The organism is Gammaproteobacteria bacterium, assembly GCA_003696665.1.
Classification (GTDB): domain Bacteria; phylum Pseudomonadota; class Gammaproteobacteria; order Enterobacterales.
Map to the genome: position 1 here is coordinate 1 of RFGJ01000277.1, position 4,049 is coordinate 4,049.

General features: G+C 51.6%; 4 protein-coding genes. All 4 read left to right on the forward strand.

Features of this window, described 5'->3' with window-relative positions; genetic code table 11:
• The 4 genes from D6694_07670 to D6694_07685 all read left to right on the forward strand — a co-directional run bounded on the left by D6694_07670 (position 1) and on the right by D6694_07685 (position 3,949).
• Positions 1-336: a dihydroneopterin aldolase gene (locus D6694_07670; GenBank protein ID RMH42724.1), complete on the forward strand. Its 336-nt coding sequence runs from the start codon at positions 1-3 to the stop codon at positions 334-336.
• Positions 329-1,066: a ribonuclease Z gene (locus D6694_07675; GenBank protein ID RMH42725.1), complete on the forward strand. Its 738-nt coding sequence runs from the start codon at positions 329-331 to the stop codon at positions 1,064-1,066. Before D6694_07670 ends, D6694_07675 begins: the two co-directional genes overlap by 8 nt.
• Positions 1,067-2,612: 1,546 nt before the next feature.
• A complete protein-coding gene (locus D6694_07680) occupies positions 2,613-3,278 on the forward strand; it encodes a 2-amino-4-hydroxy-6-hydroxymethyldihydropteridine diphosphokinase (protein RMH42727.1) in 666 nt (221 codons plus the stop codon).
• A complete protein-coding gene (locus D6694_07685; GenBank protein ID RMH42726.1) occupies positions 3,179-3,949 on the forward strand; it encodes a histidine phosphatase family protein in 771 nt (256 codons plus the stop codon). Before D6694_07680 ends, D6694_07685 begins: the two co-directional genes overlap by 100 nt.
• Positions 3,950-4,049 lie beyond the last annotated feature (100 nt).

The window sequence follows — 4,049 nt, forward strand, 5'->3', positions numbered from 1 at the left end:
CTGGAGGTGCGGACGGTGATCGGCATCTTCGACTGGGAGCGGGAAATCCGGCAGACCGTTCGTCTGGACATGGAAATCGCCTGGGACATTTCCCGCGCCGCGGCCAGCGATCGCATCGAGGATACGCTGGACTACAAGGCCGTGGCCAAGCGGCTGATCGCCTTCATCGAAGGCTCCAGCTTCGGTCTGATCGAAGCGCTGGCCGAGGCCTGTGCGAACATCGTGATTGAGGAGTTCGGCGCGCCGTGGCTGCGGCTGAAGCTGTCCAAGCCGTTACATTATCTGGGGATGGAGTCCGCATCGGTTGTTATCGAACGTGGAGCTGACAATGAGTGAGATTGTGGTTCGATTTATAGGCACGGGTGACTCCGAAAGTCTTAATTACTATAACACAAACATGCTTGTTTCCACGCGAGCAAAAAACCTGCTTGTTGATTGTGGTTGGACTGCCAAGCAGGCCTTGCGTGACCATGGGCTTACCATCAAGGATATTGATGCCATATTTATTACGCATGTCCATGGTGACCACGTGTTCGGCCTGGAGCGCTTTGGTTTTGAGAGTCGCTATGTGCATGGAGGGCATCGGATCAAGTTGTATGTTCCGGAGAGTGTGCTTTATCCGTTGTGGCATGAATGCCTGAAGGGGTGCATGGGGTATTCAAGCGATGGAAAAAATGATATGGATGATTTTTTCGATGTTATCCCTGTCAGCGAGCGGTTTTTTTGGGAAGGGCTGGACTTCGAAGTGTTCCCAACCACGCATACTGTGGGGAAGCCCTCATTCGGCATTCGGCTTCCATACCGTTTTACCTTCACGTCGGACACGAATGCGATTCCGGAACTGAGCCGGATTGTTCAGGATGATCCCTATGTATTTCACGATGTGTATCTTTCCGGTGACTCCCATCCGGCGCATGCCACGGCTCCGGAATTGAGGCGTCTGTATTCACCAGAGTTGCTCAGGCGCATTTATGCAATCCACTACGGCGATGACATCATTGATCAATTACATAAGCTGGAAGGCTTTGCCGGATGGGTTCGGCAGGGAGAGTTGTTCAAATGGTAAAAAAGGGCATATGCATTGATTTTCTACAGGATGCGGGATGCGGGCTTCTGTATCTTCCAGACGAATTGCCTGGATCGCGCATTGTCTTTGTGCATTTTCGGGATGTTGAGCCTCGCCGTGGTTGGCAGGGACTCGAGCAGGGGGAGATGGTTGAATTATGTTTAAGTCAGAAGAAGGGTGAGCAGTTTCATCGCCCCTTTGCAGCTACCGGTGGTTGCGAAGAAAACGGTAGGGAAGGGTTTGTTCGCGTCCTGGAAGAAAAGCAATCCGCATTATATTTTTGCAAGTTTGGTAAAGAGGCCGATTTTCCTAAAGACAATAAAGACAAGCAGTTGGTATTGACGGGGGAAGTCCCACGCGGTTGGCAACCGGATGAGCAATTCCTGAAAAGTAGCGGGGACGTAATTTTTGCTCGCTGTGTATGGGATGGGCCTGCCAATTTTGCATCTTGGAAAGTTGGCGGGGACCTAATCTTTCTAGGATGTAAGTTTCGCGATGCCTTTACCTTGAGAGAGGCTCGGATCGATGGGGCTGTTCATATGGAAGGTTGTGATTTCTCGGGAGCCGGAGGCGCGAGCTTTCGGGGGTTGCAGGCGCAGGCGCTTTATTTCGACTTTGGGGTTCGTGGCCCGAGGGACATGGTGTGGCTGAATGAGATGCACATTCAGGGGAATATTGTCGTGGGCGGCATGTTTCCTGGATCGATCCAAGTGATGCGCATCCAGGACAACCGAGTGAAATCAACCACGGCCGACAAGAATGAGTCCCTTGATCGCGCTTGTTTCAAAGGGATGTTTCTGGGGAAGGAATTTTACAGAAGCCAGAGCATTAACCGAACCGAAATACAGGGGCGGCTTGAAATTCATGGCCTTGGGCACGGTGAAAGAATTCACATCGAAAATGTGGAACTGCAGGACATTGAGTTGACCGGATTGACAGGGGGAGTGGATTTTATCTGTCAACGATCGAAATTACGGGGCAATCTGTTATTGCGTAACATGAATGAAAACGAGATGAAATCCATGAATTTGCAGGGGACATATATTGAGGGTCACTTCGCATTGGAGCGTGTTCGATTCGATACTGAACTGAATATGGACGATGCCACGGTCGAAAGGGTGATGCGGATGCATCAGGTGAAATTTGCAGAGGGTGGAGGCCTCAAAATGGCTCGCCTCAGTGTGGGGCGGCTCGTGATGGATGATTTTTCCGCCTTGTATGGAGACAAGCGCGAATTTTCGATTCTGAATGCGCCTCGCTTTTTCATGCTGCAAAGGGAGTCTGCAGATAAGGGTGTCCAAGCTGTCGAACTGGTGCAGGAATATGTGTTGCTGAAGAATCTATTGGCCCAGGAAGGGCAACTTAAGCTGGAAGACGAGGCATACTTCAATATGCGGCGCCATGACCACAAGGGAAAGGGATTGGGATACCTTCTGATGAATTACATATTCGGTTGGGGTGTTCGTTTGACGAACATTGTTCTCTCCGCCGGCATCATGATTGTCATCTTTGCCTTGGCTTTTTCTTTCATGCGGCCCGCGGGTTCATGGCACGATGCAATATTGTTGAGCGTGCAGGCTATGTTCATGGCGTTTTTTGGCGAATGGAGGCCCGAGATTGTCGCTGGCATGCCGGTCAGTTGGGTTGCGACCCTGGAGTCCGTGTTGGGCGTGATCTTCGTGACGGTTTTTGTGGGCGCTTACGTTCGGAAATTGTTGCGGTGATGCAACGGCTGCTGTTCGCCTTGGGAAGCAATGTCAGGCCCGGCAGGCATGTCCCGTGGGCGATTGAGAAAATGGCGGCGTCCTTCTCTTGTCTGATTGTCGGCAAGTTTTACAGGACCCGGCCGATGGCGATCAAATCGTGTCGAAGGTTCTGGAATGGAGCGGTTCTGGCGGAAAGCCGGATGAGCGTTTCCGAAATTAAAAGGATGCTCTGTGCTTGGGAAAGAGAGAGTGGAAGGGACCGTTCGCATCCAGACTGTAGCTGGCGCGACCGGACGCTGGATATAGACATTCTGTGGTCTGATTGCTCGGGATGGATTACGCCGAGGGAGGCGATTGAGAAAACGCCATATTTGGCCTTGCCCGCCACAGCATTGCTGCCGATCAAATGGTCACGGATCAGCAATACGAGAGTATTGAATTACAGTCCCGCATGTTTCATTGCCTGTGGGAAGCTGCTTGGATTGCGTCCGGTGCGACTGAAATGAAACTGTTTCTCGTCAGGCATGCGCAAAGTCTTGCAAATAGGGAGGCCGGGTGTTGGGCTGACCCTCCGTTGACGGCCTTGGGTGTTCGCCAAGCCAGATGCACGGCCGCTTGGCTCTCCCGACATGAGTTCAGGCCGGAAATTCTTCAGTCGAGATCAGAAAGGTTCGCGGCTGACGTGGTGTATTCATCGCCTATGCGAAGAGCAATTGAAACATCGGCCGAAATCGTTCGCGTTCTTGACGCCCCTCTGGTGGTGGATGCAAGGCTCTTTGAGGTGGGCGGGATGGGTTGTGGCGGAATTGGAGTGTGGGGTGGGTTGCCCAGGCTTGAGATTGAGAAGCGGTTTAAGGGAGCTGGCGTTGGTTTTACGGGTGGGTATCATCAGATGGGATGGTGGTTTTCTTCTTGTCCGGAAAGCTTGGATGCAGCCTTTTCGAGAATTTCGGCATGGTTGCGGGAAATGAAAGGCCGGCACGGCGAGGATGTCGTGTTGGTTGTTGGTCATGGCGCACTGTTTGATTTGTTGGCAGCAGCTGCCTTTGGTTGGAAGAGAAAAATCTGGATGTCGATGGAAAATGCTGCCGTAGCCCGAATTGATTATGATGGAAATGAGTGGAAATTGGTGTTTTGGAATCAATGCGATCATCTAAGCGGCATGCACAGTTATTAGTTGTATGACTAACCTTCTTTCCACACATTCTGATTGAGGATAGATTTGGGAAGAAGGAGGCATGAGATGGGCAATCTGAATGCACAGGAGAAGCTGGCGC

Excerpts from the sequence above, each read along its gene's own strand:
- D6694_07675 (RMH42725.1), top strand. The coding sequence starts at position 329 with ATGAGTGAGATTGTGGTTCGATTTATAGGCACGGGTGACTCCGAAAGT.
- D6694_07680 (RMH42727.1), top strand. The coding sequence starts at position 2,613 with ATGGCACGATGCAATATTGTTGAGCGTGCAGGCTATGTTCATGGCGTT.
- D6694_07685 (RMH42726.1), top strand. The coding sequence starts at position 3,179 with ATGGTCACGGATCAGCAATACGAGAGTATTGAATTACAGTCCCGCATG.